This is a genomic window from Rhizobium sp. BK512, from assembly GCF_014194915.1.
Taxonomy (GTDB): domain Bacteria; phylum Pseudomonadota; class Alphaproteobacteria; order Rhizobiales; family Rhizobiaceae; genus Rhizobium.
In genome coordinates, this window is the sequence record NZ_JACIAS010000005.1 from 289,677 (window position 1) to 309,915 (window position 20,239).

Below are 20,239 nucleotides of genomic sequence, written 5' to 3' on the forward strand. Positions count from 1 at the left end.
GTGTCTTCCTCAGCGATTACCGATACGGGCGGCTTTCGACTGCGCTTCAAGCGACAGACGGCAAACCTCGTACACGTGGTTGTGCGTCATCGCCGTTTCGCTGCGGTCACGCACGTCGGCGACAAAGGCGTCGAAATAATCAAGCTTCTCGCCGCTGCAATCGATATGCGTCATCTCCTTGCCATTGACGAGGAAGAGATGATCCTTGCCGGGACGGCCGGCGATATCGATATACTTGCGCAGCTCGATATAACCCTCGGTGCCGAGGATGGTCAGTCGACCGTCGCCCCAGGTGGGCAGGGCTTCCGGCGTGAACCAATCGACCCGGATATAACCGCTTGCCTTGTCGGAACGCAGCAGTACTTCGCCGAAATCCTGGAAGGCCGGTTTTTCCGGCATGCCGAAATTACCAACAGAGCTTGCGACCACCTCACCCGTCGTCGAGCCTGTATAGAACAGGAACTGGTCGACCTGATGCGAGGCGATATCGACGATGATGCCGCCGAAGGCTTCCGGATCGAAGAACCAGTCCGGCCGTGTCGGCAGCTGCAGTCGGTGCGGCCCCATGCCCAGCGTCTGGATGACCTTGCCGATCGCCCCTTCCTTCACCAGCTTGCCGGCCTTGACGGCAGAGCGCACACAATGGCGCTCGGAAAAGCAGATGGAGAAGATCTTGCCGGTCTCGGCAACGGTACGTTTGACCTCTTCCAGCTGGGCGAAGGTCGTCACGCCGGGCTTGTCGGTCATGACATCCTTGCCGGCTTTCATCGCGCGGATGGCAAGGCCGGCGCGGTCACGCGGGATCGCGGCAATGCAGATGATGTCGATGGAGGGATCAGCGAAGATCTTCTCACGGTCGATCTGCGGCGCGTCCGGATAGGTTTTCTCGAACATTTCGCGGATAGCCGGCACTGATGTCTGCGGGCAATAGCCGACGAATTCGGCGCCGGCGGCCAACAATCCCTTCACATGATCGAAAGTGTGCCCATGATCGATTCCGACGACGGCAAATCTTAGCATCGCAATATTATCCTCCCGGGGAATTATCCGGGCCGGCTTACGCCGACCCTCCTTCGTGGTGCAAACCAGACAGCGAAAGCAAAGGCCTGTCAAGGCGGGATTGATGGCAAAACTCTTTTGCCTCTTTTGTAAATATATGAAATAGAAAGATTATTTTGTATCTAAATAGTTATAAGTTAAGACGAAATGCCTCTTGACCGCGCCATCGTGCTGCACCGCTACGAACCGCTCCAGCCCTTTGAGGCTTGCTCTTGGCCGATGAATATGCTCGATTTTGAAGGCCGTCGGGTAGGAGGACGGCAGCTATCCCATTCTGCAGGAGCGCTCCCCGCTCCGCCCTGTGACGGAAGATCACCATGTCCCAATCCCCCCTCGACGGTGCCGCTTCGGGCGGTCTCTTTGTCGGCCGTGCCTGGAACCCCGATGTTGCCGGGCCGAGCATCGTAACGCTGCGCGATGGCAGCCTCGTCGATATCACCTCCGCTGAAGCGCCGACGCTGAGCGCTCTGCTGGAGCGAGCCGATGCGGCAGACTTCGTCCGTACCGCCAGCGGCAAGGCGCTTGGCACCCTTGAGGCGATTGCCGCCAACAGCACTGGCAAACCAGATACGAGCAAAGCCTATCTGCTGGCACCGGCCGACCTGCAGGCAATCAAAGCCTGCGGCGTGACCTTCGCCCAGTCGATGATCGAACGCGTCATCGAGGAGAAAGCCGCCGGCAATCCGGATCGGGCAGCGTCCATTCGCGAGCGCGTCAGCACGCTGATTGGCGGCAGCCTGACCAACATCAAGGCCGGCTCGCCGGAAGCCGCCGAGGTCAAGAAGGCGCTGATCGAGGAAGGCATCTGGTCGCAATATCTCGAAGTCGGCATCGGCCCGGATGCAGAAGTCTTCACCAAGTCGCCGGTGCTTTCATCGGTCGGCTGGGGTTCGGATGTCGGCCTCCACCCGATCTCGACCTGGAACAATCCGGAGCCGGAAATCGTGCTGGCCGTCAACAGCCGTGGCGAGATCAAGGGCGCCACGCTCGGCAATGACGTGAACCTGCGCGATGTCGAAGGCCGCTCGGCGCTGCTGCTCGGCAAGGCGAAGGACAACAACGCCTCCTGCTCGATCGGCCCCTTCATCCGCCTCTTCGATCAGAGCTACAGCCTCGACGACGTCCGCAAGGCCGAACTCGATCTCAAGGTCACCGGCCAGGACGGTTTCGTGCTGCACGGCAAGAGTTCCATGTCGCAGATCAGCCGCGACCCGACCGATCTCGTCAAGCAGACCGTCGGCAGTCACCATCAGTATCCCGATGGCTTCATGCTGTTCCTCGGCACGCTCTTTGCGCCAACGCAGGACCGCGACGCCAAGAACCAGGGCTTTACCCACAAGGTCGGCGATGTCGTGGAAATCTCGTCCGCCGGCCTCGGCGCACTGGTCAATACCGTCCGGCTGTCGACGGAATGCCCGCCGTGGACCTTCGGCATCTCGGCGCTGATGAGCAATCTCGCAAAGCGCGGGCTGCTCTGAGCTACTGGTTTCGCCTGATCCCCTGCAGGAGGTCGAGAACGGAATTCGCGGCCTCCAGCACATTGGTACCCGGGCCGAACACGGCGGCGACGCCGTGTTCGTGCAGGAATTCATAGTCCTGCCGCGGGATGACGCCGCCGCAGACGACGATGATGTCACCGCCACCCTGTTCCTTAAGCCGGTCGATCAACTGCGGCAGCAGCGTCCGATGACCGGCCGCCAGCGACGAAACACCGATCACATTGACCCTCTCGCCGAGCGCCATGCCGGCCGCCTCATCCGGCGTCTGGAATAGCGGGCCGGCGAGCACGTCGAAACCGACATCACCGAACGCCGAGGCAATCACCTTGGCGCCGCGGTCGTGCCCGTCCTGGCCGAGCTTGGCGACCATGATCTTCGGCTTGCGGCCCATCGCCTCGGTTACCTCGGCCATGCGGGCTTTCAGAACATCCAGCTCCGGTTCGTCGCGATAGGCGGTTCCATAGACGCCGCGGATGACCTTGGGCGTGGCGAAATGATCGCCGAAGATCTCACGCATCGCATCGGAAATCTCGCCGACGGTCGCTCGCGCACGCGCCGCTTCGACAGCGGCGGCAAGCAGATTGCCGTTGCCGCTGCGGGCAATGTCCGAAAGCGCGGCTAGCGCCTCCTTGACCTTCGCGCCGTCACGGCGACGCTTGGTTTCCTCGATCCGGCGGATCTGCGCTGCGCGCACCGCGCTGTTGTCGATCTCGAGAATGTCGATCGGCTGTTCGGTCTCCAGCCGGTACTTGTTGACGCCGACGATGACCTCGTCGCCCTTGTCGACCGCGGCCTGGCGACGGGCGGCAGCCTCCTCGATCAGCCGCTTCGGCAAACCCTCATTGACGGCCTTCGTCATGCCACCGAGCGCCTCGACTTCTTCGATCAGCGTCCAGGCCTTGTCGGCAAGTTCCTTCGTCAGGCTCTCGACGTAGTAGGAGCCGGCAAGCGGGTCGACCACCTTGGTGACGCCGGTCTCGTGCTGCAGAATGAGCTGGGTGTTGCGGGCGATGCGGGCGGAAAATTCCGTCGGCAGGGCAATCGCCTCGTCGAAGGAATTGGTGTGCAGCGACTGCGTGCCGCCGAGCACGGCCGACATCGCCTCGAAAGCCGTGCGGATGATGTTGTTGTAGGGATCCTGCTCCTGCAGCGACACACCCGATGTCTGGCAATGAGTTCGCAGCATCAGCGAAGACGCTTTCTTCGGCTCGAACTCCTCCATGATACGGGTCCAGAGCAGGCGGGCTGCGCGAAGCTTTGCGGCTTCCATGAAGAAATTCATGCCGATCGCGAAGAAGAAGGAGAGCCGCCCGGCGAAATCATCGACATCAAGGCCCTTGGCGATAGCCGCACGCACATATTCGCGCCCGTCGGCAAGCGTGAAGGCCAACTCCTGCACCAGCGTCGCGCCCGCCTCCTGCATGTGATAGCCGGAGATTGAGATCGAATTGAATTTCGGCATCTCCTTTGCCGTATATTCGATGATATCGGCAACGATGCGCATCGAGGGTTCCGGCGGGTAGATGTAAGTGTTGCGGACCATGAACTCCTTGAGGATATCGTTCTGGATGGTCCCTGAAAGCTCCGCCTTCGAGACGCCCTGCTCCTCGCCGGCGACAATGAAATTCGCCAGAATTGGGATGACGGCGCCATTCATAGTCATGGAGACGGACATGTCCTGCAACGGAATGCCGTCGAACAGGATCTTCATGTCCTCGACGCTGTCGATGGCTACCCCCGCCTTGCCGACATCGCCGACGACCCGTGGGTGATCGCTGTCATAGCCGCGATGGGTAGCCAGGTCGAAGGCCACGGAGAGGCCCTTCTGACCTGCGGAGAGATTGCGGCGGTAGAAGGCATTGGATTCCTCGGCGGTCGAGAAGCCGGCATATTGCCGGATCGTCCAGGGCCGGCCGGCATACATGGTGGCGCGTGGACCGCGCGTGAAGGGCGCAAATCCGGGCAGGCTGTCGACGTCAGTGCTGTCGAGATCGGCTGCGGTGTAAAGCGGTTTGACGTCTATGCCTTCGGGTGTTTGCCAGGTCAGCGTCTCCGGTGCTGCGCGCAGCTCCTTCTCCGCCAGCGCCTCCCAGTCCGACAGCGTCTTCTTCGTCATATCATCCTCCGGCATTATCTGCGCACCACGCTACCATCATGCGGTCGCGCGGCGCGATACAGCCTTAGGATAATTTGATCGGCAAGGCGATGATAGACGTTCAGCGATGAGCGGCCCAGGGCACGAGGACCCGTTCGATCAGCCGCGCCAGTATCTCCAGCAGGAAGGCGATGGCGGCGATGACGACGATTCCACCGATGACGATATCGGTCACTAGGAACTGCGCCGCGGACTGGATCATGAAACCAAGGCCCTGGCTTGCCGCCACCAGCTCGGCAGCGACCAGCGTCGACCAGCCGGCGCCGAGCGCGATGCGTGTGCCTGTCAAAATCGACGGAATGGCGCCTGGAAGAATGACATGCAGCAGCACCTGCAGCCGGCTCGCGCCAAAGGAGCGGGCGGCGTTGACGAAATCAGCCGGAGCGGATTTGACGCCTGATGCCGTCGACAGGATGATTGGGGGCAGCATGGCGAGCGAGATCACCGTAACCTTCGACGCCTCGCCGATGCCGACCCAGATGATGATCAGCGGCAGATACGCAAGCGGTGGCAGAGGGCGCAGGAATTCGACGATCGGATCGAGGATGCCCTTGCCGATGCGGCTGGTGGCGATGGCAAGACCAGCGGGCACGCCGATGAGGAGCGAGGCGGCGAGCGCTGCAAAGATGCGCAGCAGACTTGCCAACGTATGCTCGGCGAGCGTGGAATCGACGAAGCCGTTGACCGCGACATTGGCAAGCGATTGCGCCACGACAAACGGCGACGGCAGGAAGACCGGTGAGATGGCGCCATAAGCCGAAGCAAGGCTCCAGCCGGCGATGATGACGGCAATGGTCGCAAGCGAGATCGGTAGCGTACCGCGGCGTTTCGGCCGCGCTTCCACCGGCTGATCCGAGACTGCGGTCGTGAGTGCTTCAGCCTCGACGCTCATGCGGCAATCTCCTCTTCATCCGCGTGGATGAGCGTGGTCAGCTCGTCATTCAAGTCCTTGAATGCCGGCAGCACCTTGATATCCTTTATACTTTTTCCTTCGAGCACTGCCCTGCCGAACTCCGTCTTGATATCGGCAACGATGCGACCCGGGTTGGGCGCAAGCACGATGACGCGCGTGGCAAGCAGCAAGGCCTCGTCGATGCTGTGGGTAATCAGCAACGCGCCGGTCTTGCTCTCGGCCCAGACGTCGAGCAGGAATTTTTGCATGCGGCTGCGCGTCAAAGCATCGAGCGCGCCGAGCGGCTCATCGAGCAACAAAAAGCGAGGGCTGGCGGCCAAAGCGCGGGCAATGCCGACGCGCTGACGCATGCCACCGGAGAGTTCCCAGATATTCTTCTTGCCCGCGCCATCGAGGCCGACCTTCACGAGCAGGTCTTCCGCGCGGCGCTGCCTCTCGCCTTTCGGGATGCCCTGAAGCTTCAGCGGAAAGGCGACGTTGCCGGCGGCCGTCAGCCATGGATAGAGCGCGTCGTCCTGAAACACGACAGCTCGGTCTACATCAGGCCCGTCGATCTCTTTGCCGTCGACCAGCACGCGTCCCTCGCTCGGCTCGGTAAAACCGGCAGCAATATTGAGAAGGCTCGTCTTGCCGGAACCCGAACGGCCGATAACCACCACGAACTCGTCGGAGGCGATATGCAGATTGACGCCGTCGAGCACACGTCTCTTCCGGCGAGTGCCTGCCTCGGCATAATCGAGCGACAGGGACTGTAGTGAAAGTATGCTCATGGACACCACCTGTTTAAGAAAAACCGGCGCGGCGAAGCCGCGCCGGGACCCTTGGGAGGATCAGAGACCGGCCTTGGCGGCTTCCTTGACCCAGCGGTCGGAAACATAGGGGCTGTAGTCCTTCAGAACGCCGGGGATCTTGCCCTGCTCCAGAAGGAAGGCCGAGGTTTCGGCAACGGCCTTGACCGTACCGCCACCGAGGAGATCGGCGCTGGCCTGGTCCTTCAGGCTCGGGAAAGTATAGCCCTTGAGAAGAGCCGGCACTTCATCGGTCTTGGCGCCGGTGAGTTTGGCAATCTTTTCGGCTTCCGGTGATTTCGTATTCCAGCTATCCGGATTGGCGAGGTAGGAGGCGTAAGCCGCACCCGTGACCTTCACGAAGCCGGTGACGACTTCAGGATGGGCCTCGGCAAATTTCCTGCTGACGATCCAGGCATCGAAGGTCGGGCCGCCCCACTTGGCGACATCGGCGGAGGTGGCAAGCACGCTGCCGCTCTTTTTCAACTGCGCCAGGACGGGATCCCAGACATAGGCGCCGTCGATGTCACCGCGCTCCCAGGCAGCAGCGATTTCCGGCGGACGCAGATTGAGGATCTGCACCGACTTCGGATCGACCTTCCAGTGCTTCAGCGCCGTCAGCAGGCTGTAATGCGCTGTCGAAACGAAGGGCGTGGCAATCTTCTTACCCTTCAAGTCTTCTGGCTTGGTGATGTTCTTGACCGCAAGCGCTTCAGCGTCGCTAATGAGGCCGACGACATAGATCGTCTCGATGGGCAGTTCGCGGCTGGCGGCCGCGGCAAGCGGCGACGAGCCGACATAACCGATATCGATAGAACCGGAAGCGATGGCAGCGATGACGTCGGCGCCGCCATCGAATTTCTGCCAGTTGATCTTGGCCTTGGTCTCCTTTTCATAGGTGCCATCGGCCTGCGGCACGCGCGACGGCTCGACGATCGGCTGGTAGCCGATATTGAGCGTGACGTCGGCAGCGTGGGCTGCATAGGTGGTCAAGGTGAGGACAGCGGCAGCGGCCGTGCCCAGCAGGTTGCGTCGGTTGATTTTCATATCCCTCTCCAGCAATGTTAAAAATCATTCCGCCTCGGGAATGTCGATAGATCATTGTAAAATTCATAGATTTTATAGAGATAGAAAATTTCAGGAATCAGCGATGAGGGACAATTTGCTTCTAATTTGGAGGGAAGAAGCGGTGATTTCCCGATCCGCTCGACAATTCCTGCCCCGTGGCCGACGAAATCTCAGGACAATATTCAATGAAGAAAATGCAGATCTACGCCTTCGACATGAACTGCGTCGGGCACATAAACCACGGCATGTGGACGCATCCACGCGATCGCTCGGTCAATTACACCGATCTTGACTACTGGGTCGATTTTGCGCGCACGGCCGAACGCGGTAGGCTAGACGGCATTTTTCTGGCCGACATCGTCGGTGTCTATGATGTCTACAAAAACAGCCCAGCCCCGGTCATCGAGACGGGTGCGCAGATCCCGGTCAACGATCCGCTGATGCCAATTTCGGCCATGGCTTATGTCACGAAGCATCTGGGTTTCGGCGTCACCGTCAACACGACCTATGAGCCGCCCTTCCTGCTGGCGCGGCGCATGTCGACGCTCGATCACCTGACCAAGGGCCGCATCGGCTGGAACATCGTGACGGGCTATCTCGACAGTGCTGCCCGCAGCATGGGTTTCGAGAAGCTGCCGGAGCATGATGCCCGTTACGACGCCGCCGAGGAATATCTCGAAATCCTCTACAAGCTCTGGGAAGGCAGTTGGGACGATGATGCGCTGCTACGTGACCGCGAGCGCGGCATCTTCGCCGATGCCTCAAAGGTGCGCGCGGTCAGTCACCAGGGCCGGTATTACAAGATGGAGGGCATTCATCTTACCGAACCGTCGCCGCAGCGCACGCCCCTGCTCTTCCAGGCCGGTGCATCGGCCCGCGGACAGGATTTCGCCGCCCGCCATGCCGAATGCGTCTTCATTGCCGGACCGACGCCGCAGTCGGCGCGTCCGACTGTCGATGCGCTTCGCGCCAAGACGCTGGCGAACGGCCGCGGTGAGGACGCGATCAAGGTCCTGAGCCTGATCACCGTCGTCGTCGGCAGGACCGAAAACGAGGCACAGGAAAAGCTTGAGGACTATCGCCGGCATGCAAGCGTCGAGGCGTCGCTCGCCCATTATTCCGCCTCTGTCGGCGTTGATTTTTCGAAATACGAGCTCGATGATGTAATTGACCAGAGCTCGACCAACGCCAATCAGTCTGCGCTGGCGGCAATCACCAAGCAGGCGGCAAAACCTGTCACCAAGCGGCAGATCATCGACCAGATGGTGCTCGGCAGCCGCATGAAGCCGATCGTCGGCTCACCGGAGCAGGTCGCCGACACGCTGCAGCGCTGGATCGAGGAAGGCGGCATCGACGGCTTCAATCTGGCGCGCACCGTGACACCCGAAAGCCTCAACGATTTCGTCGATCTCGTTGTGCCCGTGCTGCAGGAGCGCGGCCTGTTCAAGGCCGATTACGCGGAAGGACCGCTGCGCCAGAAATTGTTCGGCGGCAATGGCCGGCTATCGGCCAGCCATCCCGCCGCGCAGTTCAGGCGGTAGAGTCTTTTCGCTTTCTTCGAAATACGAAAATGCTCTACCTCGTCGTGTTCGCGCGGCAAACTTACGCTGGAATTGCTCTAGCGATGATCGAGGCGGGCGACCAGCCGGTCGCCCAGCCACTGGATGCCGCAGACGAGAACGATGAGCACGACGACGACCGCGATCATCACATTGGTCTCGAAACGCTGGTAGCCATAGCGGATGGCGAGGTCGCCGAGACCGCCGGCACCGATGGCTCCGGCCATCGCCGATGCGCCGATCAGCGTTACCAGCGTAACTGTAAAACCAGCAACGATTCCTGGCAGGGCTTCCGGTACCAGAACCTCGCGAATGATCGTCCAGCGGTTGCCACCCATGGCACGCACGGCGTCGATCAACCCACGATCGACCTCGCGCAGCGAGACCTCTGCAATACGGGCATAGTAGGGCGTGGCCGCAATAGCGAGCGGAACGATGGCCGCCCAAGTGCCGATCGCCGTGCCGACGATCAGGCGGGTCAGTGGGATCAGCGCCACCAGGAGGATGATGAAAGGCACGGAGCGGAAGCCGTTGATGACACCGCCGAGAACGCGGTTGACCCAGGCATTTTCCGCAATGCCGCCTCGGTTCGTCAGCACCAGTGCCAGTCCGAGCGGCAGCCCGGCAATGAGCGAGATCACGCCGGACGCCGCCGTCATCAACACCGTCTCCCAGAGGGAGCGCAAAAGCAGATTAATCATGATCGGTGACATAACCAAGCACCTCCACCCGGGCGGACCGGGCCTTCAGAAATTGTTCGACCTTTCCGGCAAGCGCAGGATCGCGCGCCGGAACGGCAATGAAGAACCGCGCAACGGGCTGGTTCTGGATGTGATCGATGCCGCCATGCACGAGGCGGAAGGAATGCGGCAATACCGCCGAAAGGTCGGCAAAGAGCGCGCCCTGGGCTTCCGGACCGGAGAGATCGACACTGACGATCGCTTCCGTGCCACCTGACTGCGACAGGCGAGCGGCAATATGTTCGGGTAGTTGCGGGCGGATGCCGCCGAGCAGGCTCTTGGTGATCGCCGTCTGCGGATTGCCGAAGATCGACCAGACCTGTCCCTCTTCCACGATCCTGCCAGCATCGATGACGGCGACGCGATCGGCAATGCCACGCACCACCTCCATCTCATGGGTGATCAACAGGATAGTAAGTCCAAGCTTACGATTGATATCCTTCAGCAGAACGAGGATCGAGCGCGTCGTTTCCGGATCGAGTGCTGAGGTCGCCTCGTCGGAAAGTAGCAGGGCCGGGCGTGCGGCAAGTGCGCGGGCGATACCGACACGCTGCTTCTGGCCGCCTGAAAGGGAAGACGGATAAGCCTTAGCCTTGTCGGAAAGGCCGACGAGATCCAGAAGCTCATGCGCCCGCTTCAGTCGCTCTGCCTTGCCGATACCTTCGATCTTCAATGGCAGCGCGACGTTCTCTTCGACCGTCTTGGCCGAAAGCAGATTGAAGTGCTGAAAAATCATGCCGATGCGGCGGCGCAACGGCTGCAGGTCCTTCTCGGCAAGGCCTGTAATGTTACGGCCCTCGATGACGATCTCGCCGCTGTCAGCGCGCTCAAGACCGTTCAGGCAGCGGATCAGTGTCGACTTTCCGGCGCCGCTGCGTCCGATAATGCCGAGAACCTCGCCCTTCTTCACACTCAACGAGATGCCGTCAAGCGCCGGCGTCGCACCGAATTTACGCCTGACATCCGTCAGCCGGACGACCTCTTCGGCGTCAGCGGGGCGCGTCTCGATCCCTGAAGCGGAGACAATTGAATTCATGCTCATTCCTTCACAAAAGCCGAAGGCGGCCCCGGCAAAGGCCCGGGCCGCCTCGGTCATTGGCGCCCTCGGAAGGGCGGCCGATCAGTAGGCGCTGAGGCCCGTACCCTTATAGACCTTGTCGAACTCGGCCTTCACGGTATCGTTCTGATAGGAAGATACCAGGGTCTTCACCCAATCGGCATCCTTGTTTTCTTCCTTCACGGCAATGAAGTTGCGGTAGGGGTTGTCGACGATCGGCTCCTGCGCGACGCGCTCTGCCGGCGAAAGGCCGCTCTTCAACGCCCAGTCGGTGTTGACGACACCGGCGTCGAGGTCATCGATCGAACGGCCGACAATGCCGGCATCCAGTTCCTTGATCTCGATATTCTTCGGATTTTCAGCGACGTCGGCGATCGTCGCAAGAATGCCCGTGCCGTCCTTCAGCTTGATCAGGCCTTCACTCTGCAGAACGCGCAGCGCACGACCTTCGTTGGACGGATCGTTCGGCACGCCGATCACGGCGCCTTCCGGCAGCTCGGCGACAGACTTGTGCTTCTTGCTGTAGAGACCGATCGGCCACACTCCGGTATAGCCGACACGGACGATGTGGTAGCCGTTCTGCTTGATCTGATTGTCGAGGTAGGGCTGGTGCTGGAAGGCGTTCGCGTCGATTTCGCCGCGCTCCAGCGCTTCGTTCGGCTGGGTATAATCGTTGAAGGTGATCGTCTCGATCTTAAGGCCCTTCTTGGCGGCTTCGGTGGTCACGACACGCCAGACATCCTCGTCCTCGCCGCTCATGATGCCGACCTTGATCGACTTGTCTTCCGCAAAGGAAGGAGCCGGCGCAGCAAAGGCGATGAGCGCAGCCGCAGAGGCGGCAACAGTGAGCGCCGCGCGGCGCGAAATCGAAATGGTGCCGATATTCTTGTTCTTGGTCATTTTTTATCCCGTCTGACTGAATGAGGCCGAGCCCCGAGCAGGCGGATAATTGCAAATGCGGTCATTGCGAGCGAAGCAAGAACGTCCGATGTCTTGTTAATGCCAGAAAAACTCTTGCCCCCTTGTCGATGCCGGCAGGATAAAATTCTATCAAATTTATGGATTAATGTCAGCGTAAAAATAGCCGTCAAACGAAAACGGCGCCCAATGGGCGCCGCGAAAGTCAGTCTTGGGATAAGATTCATTCCGCCGCGATCAGCGCGGAACTTCTGGCCGGAAAGAAAGCGGAAAGCTCGCCGATGACCTCCCCGATACGCTTGGAAAGCTGTTCGGAGGAGACGCGATAGTCAGTGAAATCGCGATCTGAGCCGTAGACGGCCGTCGGCAAGGTATGGGCCATGAAGAAGCCGAAGAGCGGGCGAAGCTGATGTTCGACCATGAGCGCGTGGCGATCGCCGCCGCCCGTCGCCGTGATGACAATCGGCTTTGCGCGCAATTCATGCGGATCGATGAGATCGACCAGGTGCTTGAAAAGGCCCGGATAGCTGCCCTTATAGGTCGGCGCGCCGATGACGATCGCATCCGCAGAAATGATATCGGCGATGACTTCCTTGGCGCGATTGTCGAGGTCGTCACGGCGCAACGCCTGACCAAGCGAGGGGCCAACATCCGTCAGGTCGTAAATCGTATTGCGGAAGCCATATTTTTCCGCGGCGAGGCCGGCGATATTCTCGACCAGAGCAAAGGTCTTCGAGGGACGATTGAAGCTGCCGGCAAGACCGACCAGTTTGGGTGCAGACATATCATTTCCTTCCACTATCGCGCCGTCGATGGCTCCATCATCAGGCAGATATTATCCATCAAAATAGTAGATTAAAGAAATGACGATCCGTCTTCGCTGAAGGCCGGGGAAAAAATGTTCGTTTCACCGCGACGCCGCGCCGTGCGCTTGCCGGGATACCAAAGAGGCACCGAAAGCATTTCGGTGCCTCTTTCCGAGTGCGAAACTTAAACCGCTCGATGTTTTGGGATGCGCGGCAGGAAGATGGTGAACAGGCCGAGGAGCGGCAGGTAGGAGCAGATACGATATACGAAGGCGATACCGTGCGAGTCGGCAAAACCGCCGAGCAAGGCCGCACCGAGACCGCCCGCACCGAAGGCGAAGCCGAAGAAAACGCCGGCGATCAGCCCGACGCGACCTGGCACCAGTTCCTGCGCGAAGACGACGATGGCTGAAAAGGCGGAGGCGAAGATCAGGCCGATGACAACGCTGAGCACGCCCGTCCAGAACAGGTTCGCATAGGGCAGCAGCAGCGCGAAGGGGATCACGCCGAGGATCGAGAACCAGATGACGAAACGGGCACCAAAACGATCCCCGATCGGGCCGCCGAGGAAGGTACCGGTCGCAACGGACCCCAGGAACAGGAAGAGCATGAGCTGCGCCTGCTGCACATCGAGCTGGAAACGATCGATGACATAGAAGGTAAAGTAGCTCGAGACGCTTGCCATGTAGACATTCTTCGTCGCCGTCAGCAGCACGAGGATGAGCAGCGCCGTGACGACCTTGCTCTGAGGTAGCGGCAGCGTGCGACTCGGGGCCGCCTTGCTGGCGTTCTGACGACGGTGGCTCACGTACCAGCTGCCGACCCAGCTCAGGACCACAATGCCAACCATGGCGATGCCGGAAAGCCAGGACACGCTGTGCTGACCGTTCGGCAACACGATGAAGGCGGCCAGCAGCGGACCGATCGCCTGGCCTGCATTGCCGCCGACCTGAAAGAAGGACTGGGCAAAGCCGTGGCGGCCGCCGGAAGCAAGACGCGCGACGCGCGAGGATTCCGGATGGAAGACGGCCGAGCCGAAGCCAATCAGGCTGGCGGCGACCAGGAGCAACTCAAAGCTGCCGGCATTGCCGAGCAGGATCAGACCGCAGAATGTGCTCGCCATGCCGATCGGCAGCGAATAGGGCATCGGCCAACGGTCGGTGACGATGCCGACGAGCGGCTGAAGCAGCGAGGCCGTAACCTGGAAGGTCATCGTCAGAAGGCCGATCTGCACGAAATCGAGGTTGTAGTTCGCCTTGAAGAGCGGATAGAGCGAGGCAAGCAGCGACTGCATGATGTCGTTGAGCATGTGGCAGAAGCTGACTGCCACCAGAATGGACATTGCGGTCTTTTCAAAGCGGGGGGCGCTCTCGGCAACGGATGCCATGGATCTTCCTCCTGAGCGGCCGGAATCATATCGGGCCGTCGTCGGTTTTCGTGCGGGCTGTTTATGAGGCGATCGGGGCTTGGGAAGTGAATTGTCAGCGGCGGTCGCTGAAAAAGCATTTATCGTATGGAGGGCGACGATTACAGCCCAGTTTTGCGCGGATCGGTACGCAGTTTTAAGATTTTTGCTCCCGATTCTGCAATTCGGCCTCTGATGGAGCCAATTCTGCACTGGTGATCAAAAGAGCGATGCGGTTCATCACCGGCTCCCAATCGAAAGGGCCTCACAATCAAGACCGACGTTTGAATGTATGTTTGTCGGTGGGGAATGCGCGGGAACGCACCTCGTCTGCATAGGCGGCAATCGCCACCGCTGCCCTTTTTCCAAGTTCATCGTACCGTTTGACGAAGCGCGGCGTGAAGTCGTTGAATAGTCCAAGCATGTCGTCCGAGACGAGGATCTGGCCGTCGCAGGCAACCGAAGCTCCAATCCCGATGGTCGGAACAGGAATTGCCGTTGTGACCTCACGCGCAAATGTCTCCACCGTACCCTCGATGACGACGGCAAAGGCCCCCGAATTGCCGATCGCGTCGGCGTCACGCCGGATCTTGGCAACCTCCTCCTCGGAATGGCCGACAGATCGGTAGCCGCCCGCGGTATGAACCTGCTGCGGCATGAGCCCGATATGGCCCAGCACCGGAATGCCGCGCGCAGCGAGGAAGGAAATTGTCTCGGCCATCTCCTGGCCGCCTTCGAGCTTGACCGCGTCACACCCGGTTTCCTGCAGAACGCGCACGGCATTGCGGTAGGCAAGCTCCTTCGACTCCTGGTAGCTGCCGAAGGGCATGTCGACGACCACGCAGGCTCTCGCGACACCACGCATCACCGCCTTGCCATGGGCGATCATCATGTCGAGCGTCACCGCAACGGTGCTGTCCATGCCATAGAGGACCATGCCGAGCGAATCTCCGACAAGCAGGAGATCACAGTGTTCGTCCAGGAGCCGTGCCATCGGCGTCGTGTAGGCCGTCAAACACACGATCGGCGTGCCGCCCTTCATCGCCCGGATCCGTGATGGCGTCAGGCGCTTAGCGGAACTCACAGCGCTCATGATTTCTCTCCCGTTCCAGACGAACCTTTTTTCGCAATCACCCGGTTGTCCAGAAGCTTGGTCGTGCCAATCCGCACGAACAGTGCGACAACCACCGGATCGTCGATTTTCGCGACGTGCTTCAACGTCGAGGCATCCCTTACAGCGACGACCTCAGGCTTTGCCAACGGTTCACGCCCGATGAAGTCGACGAGCTTTGCTTCAAGAAGCTGCGGGTCGGTCAGGCCTTGGTTGACAAGGCGCTCCGCCTCGTCCAGCGCGCAAGGGACGATGACTGCAGCGCGTCGCTGCTCTTCGCTGAGGTAGACATTGCGAGAAGAGAGAGCGAGACCATCGGCATCCCGCACCGTCGGCACGGAAACGATGCGCAAGGGCAGCGCCAAATCGTCTGCCATCCGTTTGATGATGGCAACCTGCTGGTAATCCTTCTCGCCGAAATAGGCGTTGTCTGGCTGTACGATGTTAAAAAGCTTGCTGACGACAGTAGTCACGCCGGCAAAATGCCCTGGTCGAACGGCACCTTCCAGCTCGCAGCCAAGCTCGGGCACATCAACGACGGTTTTCATCGGGTGCGGATACATATCCTCGACGCCGGGCGCAAAGAGAATATCGACGCCGGCCTCGTCCAGCATCGCCTGGTCACGTTCCAGATCGCGCGGATACCGACTGAGGTCCTCCGTCGGCCCGAACTGGAGCGGATTGACGAAGATCGAGGCAACGACGATCCGGTTCTGAGCGCGGGCTTGCGCGACAAGTTCCATATGTCCTGCATGAAGATAGCCCATCGTAGGCACGAAACCGACGTCTCCGCCGTTTGCCTTTGCTGATGCCAGTGCTACGCGCATCGCCTTAATGCTCGATAGGACTTGCATTATGCCCTCCTGCCAGCCTTCCTCATGTGGGGGCGGATAGAAGATGCAAGCAGGGCGTCAGGTCAATGGATTCTTTTCGATAAGATCGATTAGATGACGAAGGTTCCATCAACGCGTGTTCAATGGTGCCGATCGCAACCGAGGCGGCGGATTTCGGCGCGGACATTCTGCGGGCTCAGAACGCCGCCTTCCCTGCCATCGACATTCGGTCGCCGCATATGGGTTCGAACCCGCAACATGTCTGCATATCTAGAGTTCGTACCATATCTTCGGATCATCGCCTGACTGGATCATCAGCCAGCGAAGATCCGTATCCTTCCAGCCCTTGATCGCATTCGTGCGGTTGTCGAGCACCAGATCGCCGCGATCGGTCTTGACGACCAGAACCGCGTGACCTTTACCGGCAGGCGTCTTGGTCACGGCGATCCGCAGTGCTTTCGACGACCAGCCCATGGCGATGAGGTGGTCGCGTTTCGTCAACGCGAAATCCTCACAATCGCCTGCCTTGACGTTCACCTGCCAGACATCGCCCTGCCGTTCGTCCGTCGGATGGATCGAGCGGTTGACCGACGCGTTGATATCGCCAAGTTGCTTCTCCGCAACGGGGCTCAAGGGAACTTCGGAAACATCGCCGCGAACCGTACATTCATCCGGATTTCGAGCGCAAAACATCACATGCGCGAAAGGTGCTGCAGTTCGGCGCTTTTCAGAAATATAGCTGAACACCGGCGCCGTCTTCAGCCCGCGGGCTGCACCGGCAGGACCGTCCGCGCGGGCAGCCTGAACGGTAAACAGGGATACAAGCGTCGCTACGACAACCACTTCACGCTTCCACATCGTCTACCTCTCCGTGTGGCAATTCATCGAACAATGATGAGGTACGACCAGCGGTGATGAAGCCCTTTTGGGCATGTCATTCGACGGCTGGGCTCTCGGTCGCGGTCCTTATTTCCAGGATGTTTCCGGAGAGGTTCATTTCTCAGAATACAATAATTTAGGGGGTTTTCAGGCATTTCCTGTCCCTCAGTCGGAGCAGAGCTGGCCGCATGCGTATCACGACCAGACGCATCGACGCCAACGTCTTAACAATTTAAACTAGCGTTACGATACTCCTTTTCAATCGGTGCGATAGATATTAATTTAAAAAAATCATGCGCTCGGCGACAGGAGAGATCGCGCTATAGGCGAGCGATGACAAAACGAGATCTTAATCTCCCGTCGCGGGCTGCATGCTGTTGCAAAAACGGGATCGCGCTTTTAGGGATTTTGACAATCAGGCGCGACTTCACGGCCTGGAGGAATTTCCTTCCAGGTCTTCAACCGATATGTCCGGGCTCGCCCTGAACATCGGATATCAGTAGCCGACCGGGACACCGCCAGCGACGTGCGCGACCGTTCTAGGGGATGCGGATTCCGGTATACATCATTCGATGCAGGCTTTCGCAGTCGCGCTATCCCCTTGGGGGCACAAAAGAGGATACTACCCTTCTCTGCGCTCTGGCTTCGCATCTTCGAAACCAGCCGCTTCGGGACTGCTATCTTTCCCCAATTGGGAATAACAAAAGCATCATTGCGACCAGACCTAGCCCCGCGCCTAGCATCTGTGACGGAGCAAGCCGCTCGTCAAAAACAAAATATGCAATCACGTTGATGAGCAACAGCTGAGCAACGGCGGAAACCGATATTGCAAGCCCCATTCCGCCCTCTCTCATGAGCCGCACCATGATGAGATTACCCACGCAATAAAGGGCGAGAGACAGGATCAACACAAGAATGCTGTTGGTCGCGATATAGGTGCGCGAAGCGGTCGCCGCGCCCAGAAATGTTGCCATCGCGCCAGCGAGCCAAAGCAGAAATTCTATTCTCATCGGTGACCTTCGTTCGTCTTCCGCAAGCTGCATACAGCTGTCGGCCAAGGATCGCCAGCATTGGATTCCACTTTACGGACTGGCTGCCCGGCCTCCGTCGGACGCTTCCCGGGCATCGCGCCAAGAGCGCAACCGTCATTCTCGATGCGCAGCGGCAGCCACTCGCCGACAATGTCTTTCAATATTCGCCGGCTGATTGCAGGACTCCAGGAGCGCCTGCGGTAGAATTTGTCAAAGAGCGCCTCGTTTTGAGTGCCTTATACTTGGCATGAAAAACGACCTTCGGTCATCATCGCGACAGTTGGCGATCCACCGCGGTCCATTCCTCCCGGCCCGCTACGTCAGCTGTTCCCCTCTGGAGGTTTTTTGACCTTCACACCTAAAGGCCCGGCCTTACGCTCGCGGCCTCTTTTTTTGCTCACAAGGCGACAGCCCCCGTTAGGGTTTGATCAATCCTGTCAGCTTCTGGTCGGCCCTCGAACGTGGCCCGGCGGCGTATCGTGAAGTCGTCTCCAGGCCCGTCGAAACTGGCGAGCTGACGAAAAGCCGATGCGTTCAGCGACGTTTTCCATATCGAGCCTCGAGCCGGTGATGAGTTCTCTTGCGAGCGCAATTCGCATGCGGTTGACATAGTCGGTCACACTCATGCCGGTGTGCTCGTTGAAAAGCCGTGACAGATTGCGCGGGCTCGTCGCGGCGATCTTGGCGAGCGTCTCAACGGACCAGTTTTGCGAGGGGTCGGCGCCGACGGCATCCTGGGCTCTGTGGATTGCCGGATGGAGATGATTTCGCCCTTCCAGCCACGGCGACAACTGAGGATCACCGCCGGCCCGCCGGAGATAGATGACCAGAGTGCGTGCTACGGCAAGCGACACAGCATGACCGACCTCTTTTGCGACCACCGCAAGCATGAGATCGATCCCCGCGGTGACGCCCGCACTGGTCAGCCGCTCACCATCCTCGACATAGAGCCGGTTCTCGCGGACGCGGGCGGTCGGAGCAAGTCGGACGAGTTCCTGGAGCATGGAATGGTGGGTCGTGCATTCATAGCCCTCGAGCAGTCCCGCCCGCGCCGCAAGCAAGGCACCGGAACAGATCGTCGCGAGGCGGATGCCAGGCCGAACGGTCCGACTTAGCCATTCAACGATCTCTGCCTCAAGGGCCGCATCTCCCGGTCCACTTTCGACCGACCCGGCAAGCGGTTCATCCACCGCACCGGAAACAATAAGAAGCGCGTCGTCGGGCAAACGTACCGGAAGCGGAGAAATCTTGGCGAGGTCGAGGCCGGTCGAACTTCGCACCTCAGCGGCAGGTCCGATGTAGCTCGGCACGAACTCTGTCGATCCCTGCTCGAGGTTGGCTCTGCGCAAGACTTCCATGGGACCTGCGATATCGAGCAGGAGCGCCCGCGGCGGCACGACCACGAAAACCGGGATGATGCGCCGGGGGCCATCCACCATTACGCGACCGCTCGTGCTGAAAGTCCGTTGAGCACCTGCTCTACGGTAACGATGCGGGCAAAACGATCGGCAAGGACCAATTCCGTGCGCGCCCTGATCTCGGCGGCACTCCATTCGCGACCCGACCTATCGGTCATCGGAAAGGTCAATGTTGCCTCGCCGACATAGTCGACCTCGTAACCGAGATCGGAGGCGTGCCTTGCCGTCGTCTCGCAGCACTGCTCGGTGCGGATGCCGGAGATAATGACACGCCGGATATGGTTTTCAGTCAGCCAGACGTCCAGGCCACTGCCGACAAGCGCGCTGTGGCGGCGCTTGCGAAACACCGCATCAGCCTCAATCCGAAGCGGCGCCAGCGGGCGGACGAAGCCCGAACCTTCAGAGAAAACGCCTGCCTCCTCGACGTGAAATATCTGGACGACCGGAAGATCGGCCCTTTTCGCGCCATCGATCAGCGCTTGCTGGGACGCGATATAAACCCCGACCTCATCTTCACGAAAATAGGGTCGATGACGGAAGGATTCCTGGGCATCGATGACTAGGAGTACGGTATCTGCGGACATTTGGTTATCTCCAAGGATGGGCATGAAGACATTCTATCGAGAGGAGCATACTGCGAAATGCCGATTGCGGACAGATAGGGGACAGATCACGCCAACATGATGCATGCCCTGATCGCTCGGTCCGAAGAGGACGATTCAGGGTGCGGCACGACCTGCGCGCGAGCCGGAGACATCGCCGGAGACGAAGACTGTGCAGCGACTATCGCCCGCGATCTCGGACCGATCACGTCTCGCGTCTGTACGAAGTTCATGCTCAGCAAGTAAGAACGCGCCGCATTACAACCACTTTTGCTGCGTGCGTGCCACAGCCAGCCGAACCGGCATCTGCGCGCCTAGACTGTGACGGCCGTGATACAATCCACAACGCTTGCATTCGACAATCCGGTGGGCCAACGCCCACTTTGGCCTGATGCTTG

At 59.8% G+C, this 20,239-nt stretch carries 18 protein-coding genes; 2 read left to right on the forward strand and 16 right to left on the reverse strand.

Features of this window, described 5'->3' with window-relative positions:
* Window positions 1-9 precede the first annotated feature (9 nt).
* The gene (locus FHX06_RS19345; protein WP_113206646.1) at window positions 10-1,020 is read right to left on the reverse strand and encodes a Gfo/Idh/MocA family protein; all 1,011 of its coding nucleotides are present in this window, start codon (window positions 1,018-1,020) and stop codon (window positions 10-12) included.
* 356 nt (window positions 1,021-1,376) lie between these two features.
* Between FHX06_RS19345 and FHX06_RS19350 the strand changes: the two genes are divergently transcribed.
* Entirely contained in the window at window positions 1,377-2,537 is a 1,161-nt protein-coding gene (locus FHX06_RS19350) for a fumarylacetoacetate hydrolase family protein (RefSeq protein ID WP_183880492.1), read from the forward strand.
* A 1-nt stretch (window position 2,538) separates the two neighbouring features.
* Here FHX06_RS19350 and scpA read toward each other — a convergent pair whose 3' ends face one another.
* From scpA to tauA, 4 genes are all read right to left on the reverse strand, one after another.
* A complete protein-coding gene (scpA, locus tag FHX06_RS19355; RefSeq protein ID WP_113212289.1) occupies window positions 2,539-4,674 on the reverse strand; it encodes a methylmalonyl-CoA mutase in 2,136 nt (711 codons plus the stop codon).
* A 100-nt stretch (window positions 4,675-4,774) separates the two neighbouring features.
* On the reverse strand, window positions 4,775-5,605 hold the full coding sequence (locus FHX06_RS19360) for an ABC transporter permease subunit (protein WP_113212288.1): 831 nt from the start codon (window positions 5,603-5,605) through the stop codon (window positions 4,775-4,777).
* Window positions 5,602-6,396, reverse strand: coding sequence for a taurine ABC transporter ATP-binding protein (locus FHX06_RS19365; RefSeq protein WP_113212287.1), 795 nt, complete (start codon window positions 6,394-6,396; stop codon window positions 5,602-5,604). Before FHX06_RS19365 ends, FHX06_RS19360 begins: the two co-directional genes overlap by 4 nt.
* A gap of 60 nt (window positions 6,397-6,456) precedes the next feature.
* A complete protein-coding gene (tauA, locus tag FHX06_RS19370) occupies window positions 6,457-7,461 on the reverse strand; it encodes a taurine ABC transporter substrate-binding protein (protein ID WP_183880494.1) in 1,005 nt (334 codons plus the stop codon).
* 206 nt (window positions 7,462-7,667) lie between these two features.
* Here tauA and FHX06_RS19375 point away from each other — a divergent pair, with 206 nt between their 5' ends.
* A complete protein-coding gene (locus FHX06_RS19375; RefSeq protein ID WP_112972397.1) occupies window positions 7,668-9,023 on the forward strand; it encodes an LLM class flavin-dependent oxidoreductase in 1,356 nt (451 codons plus the stop codon).
* Between the two features lie 77 nt (window positions 9,024-9,100).
* Here FHX06_RS19375 and FHX06_RS19380 read toward each other — a convergent pair whose 3' ends face one another.
* The 11 genes from FHX06_RS19380 to FHX06_RS19430 all read right to left on the reverse strand — a co-directional run bounded on the left by FHX06_RS19380 (window position 9,101) and on the right by FHX06_RS19430 (window position 19,823).
* Complete coding sequence (locus FHX06_RS19380; protein ID WP_112542496.1) at window positions 9,101-9,754, reverse strand: methionine ABC transporter permease; 654 nt, start codon at window positions 9,752-9,754, stop codon at window positions 9,101-9,103.
* Window positions 9,735-10,817: a methionine ABC transporter ATP-binding protein gene (locus FHX06_RS19385; protein ID WP_112542725.1), complete on the reverse strand. Its 1,083-nt coding sequence runs from the start codon at window positions 10,815-10,817 to the stop codon at window positions 9,735-9,737. Before FHX06_RS19385 ends, FHX06_RS19380 begins: the two co-directional genes overlap by 20 nt.
* 84 nt (window positions 10,818-10,901) lie before the next feature.
* Window positions 10,902-11,738, reverse strand: coding sequence for a MetQ/NlpA family lipoprotein (locus tag FHX06_RS19390; protein ID WP_183880496.1), 837 nt, complete (start codon window positions 11,736-11,738; stop codon window positions 10,902-10,904).
* 241 nt (window positions 11,739-11,979) lie between these two features.
* On the reverse strand, window positions 11,980-12,540 hold the full coding sequence (msuE, locus tag FHX06_RS19395) for an FMN reductase (RefSeq protein WP_183880498.1): 561 nt from the start codon (window positions 12,538-12,540) through the stop codon (window positions 11,980-11,982).
* Window positions 12,541-12,746: 206 nt separating this feature from the next.
* Window positions 12,747-13,949: an MFS transporter gene (locus FHX06_RS19400; RefSeq protein WP_112542499.1), complete on the reverse strand. Its 1,203-nt coding sequence runs from the start codon at window positions 13,947-13,949 to the stop codon at window positions 12,747-12,749.
* A 289-nt stretch (window positions 13,950-14,238) separates the two neighbouring features.
* Window positions 14,239-15,060, reverse strand: a complete 822-nt coding sequence (panB, locus tag FHX06_RS19405; protein WP_112542500.1) for a 3-methyl-2-oxobutanoate hydroxymethyltransferase — start codon at window positions 15,058-15,060, stop codon at window positions 14,239-14,241.
* Window positions 15,057-15,932 carry a pantoate--beta-alanine ligase gene (panC, locus tag FHX06_RS19410; protein ID WP_183880500.1) on the reverse strand — a complete coding sequence of 292 codons (876 nt, stop codon included), beginning with the start codon at window positions 15,930-15,932 and terminating at the stop codon, window positions 15,057-15,059. The genes panB and panC overlap by 4 nt, the downstream gene beginning before the upstream one ends.
* Window positions 15,933-16,181: 249 nt before the next feature.
* The gene (locus FHX06_RS19415) at window positions 16,182-16,769 is read right to left on the reverse strand and encodes a transglutaminase-like cysteine peptidase (protein ID WP_183880502.1); all 588 of its coding nucleotides are present in this window, start codon (window positions 16,767-16,769) and stop codon (window positions 16,182-16,184) included.
* Window positions 16,770-17,467: 698 nt separating this feature from the next.
* Window positions 17,468-17,800, reverse strand: a complete 333-nt coding sequence (locus FHX06_RS19420; RefSeq protein ID WP_112972402.1) for a hypothetical protein — start codon at window positions 17,798-17,800, stop codon at window positions 17,468-17,470.
* Between the two features lie 458 nt (window positions 17,801-18,258).
* Entirely contained in the window at window positions 18,259-19,260 is a 1,002-nt protein-coding gene (locus FHX06_RS19425; protein WP_183880503.1) for a GlxA family transcriptional regulator, read from the reverse strand.
* Window positions 19,260-19,823 carry an isochorismatase family protein gene (locus FHX06_RS19430; protein WP_183880505.1) on the reverse strand — a complete coding sequence of 188 codons (564 nt, stop codon included), beginning with the start codon at window positions 19,821-19,823 and terminating at the stop codon, window positions 19,260-19,262. The genes FHX06_RS19425 and FHX06_RS19430 overlap by 1 nt, the downstream gene beginning before the upstream one ends.
* Window positions 19,824-20,239 lie beyond the last annotated feature (416 nt).

Excerpts from the sequence above, each read along its gene's own strand:
- FHX06_RS19345 (WP_113206646.1), bottom strand. The coding sequence starts at position 1,020 with ATGCTAAGATTTGCCGTCGTCGGAATCGATCATGGGCACACTTTCGAT.
- FHX06_RS19350 (WP_183880492.1), top strand. The coding sequence starts at position 1,377 with ATGTCCCAATCCCCCCTCGACGGTGCCGCTTCGGGCGGTCTCTTTGTC.
- scpA (WP_113212289.1), bottom strand. The coding sequence starts at position 4,674 with ATGACGAAGAAGACGCTGTCGGACTGGGAGGCGCTGGCGGAGAAGGAG.
- FHX06_RS19360 (WP_113212288.1), bottom strand. The coding sequence starts at position 5,605 with ATGAGCGTCGAGGCTGAAGCACTCACGACCGCAGTCTCGGATCAGCCG.
- FHX06_RS19365 (WP_113212287.1), bottom strand. The coding sequence starts at position 6,396 with ATGAGCATACTTTCACTACAGTCCCTGTCGCTCGATTATGCCGAGGCA.
- tauA (WP_183880494.1), bottom strand. The coding sequence starts at position 7,461 with ATGAAAATCAACCGACGCAACCTGCTGGGCACGGCCGCTGCCGCTGTC.
- FHX06_RS19375 (WP_112972397.1), top strand. The coding sequence starts at position 7,668 with ATGAAGAAAATGCAGATCTACGCCTTCGACATGAACTGCGTCGGGCAC.
- FHX06_RS19380 (WP_112542496.1), bottom strand. The coding sequence starts at position 9,754 with ATGTCACCGATCATGATTAATCTGCTTTTGCGCTCCCTCTGGGAGACG.
- FHX06_RS19385 (WP_112542725.1), bottom strand. The coding sequence starts at position 10,817 with ATGAATTCAATTGTCTCCGCTTCAGGGATCGAGACGCGCCCCGCTGAC.
- FHX06_RS19390 (WP_183880496.1), bottom strand. The coding sequence starts at position 11,738 with ATGACCAAGAACAAGAATATCGGCACCATTTCGATTTCGCGCCGCGCG.
- msuE (WP_183880498.1), bottom strand. The coding sequence starts at position 12,540 with ATGTCTGCACCCAAACTGGTCGGTCTTGCCGGCAGCTTCAATCGTCCC.
- FHX06_RS19400 (WP_112542499.1), bottom strand. The coding sequence starts at position 13,949 with ATGGCATCCGTTGCCGAGAGCGCCCCCCGCTTTGAAAAGACCGCAATG.
- panB (WP_112542500.1), bottom strand. The coding sequence starts at position 15,060 with ATGAGCGCTGTGAGTTCCGCTAAGCGCCTGACGCCATCACGGATCCGG.
- panC (WP_183880500.1), bottom strand. The coding sequence starts at position 15,932 with ATGCAAGTCCTATCGAGCATTAAGGCGATGCGCGTAGCACTGGCATCA.
- FHX06_RS19415 (WP_183880502.1), bottom strand. The coding sequence starts at position 16,769 with ATGTGGAAGCGTGAAGTGGTTGTCGTAGCGACGCTTGTATCCCTGTTT.
- FHX06_RS19420 (WP_112972402.1), bottom strand. The coding sequence starts at position 17,800 with ATGAGAATAGAATTTCTGCTTTGGCTCGCTGGCGCGATGGCAACATTT.
- FHX06_RS19425 (WP_183880503.1), bottom strand. The coding sequence starts at position 19,260 with ATGGTGGATGGCCCCCGGCGCATCATCCCGGTTTTCGTGGTCGTGCCG.
- FHX06_RS19430 (WP_183880505.1), bottom strand. The coding sequence starts at position 19,823 with ATGTCCGCAGATACCGTACTCCTAGTCATCGATGCCCAGGAATCCTTC.